The sequence below is a fragment of the Citrobacter sp. Cb004 genome (assembly GCF_030337065.1).
In the GTDB taxonomy this organism is placed as follows: Bacteria; Pseudomonadota; Gammaproteobacteria; order Enterobacterales; family Enterobacteriaceae; genus Citrobacter; species Citrobacter braakii.
The window spans coordinates 1-317 of record NZ_JAOWCH010000031.1; the positions used below are offsets into that span (position 1 = coordinate 1).

1 pseudogene is annotated in these 317 nt (G+C 53.6%); it reads right to left on the reverse strand.

Features of this window, described 5'->3' with window-relative positions:
• Window positions 1-317: pseudogene (gene mobA / locus OGV65_RS00895) on the reverse strand (mobilization protein MobA); the annotation flags it as partial.

The following is a 317-nucleotide window of genomic DNA, read 5'->3' on the forward strand; positions in this document are numbered from 1 at the left end:
TGGTGTTAGCCCGTTTAAAATACTGCTCAGGGTCACGGTGAATACCGTCATTAATGCGTTCAGAGAACATGATATGGGCGTGGGGCTGCTCGCCACCGGCTATCGCTGCTTTCGGATTATGGATAGCGAACTGATAGGCATGGCGGTCGCCAATTTCCTGTTGGACAAAATCGCGGACAAGCTCAAGACGTTGTTCGGGTTTTAACTCACGCGGCAGGGCAATCTCGATTTCACGGTAGGTACAGCCGTTGGCACGTTCAGACGTGTCAGCGGCTTTCCAGAACTCGGACGGTTTATGCGCTGCCCACGCCGGCATA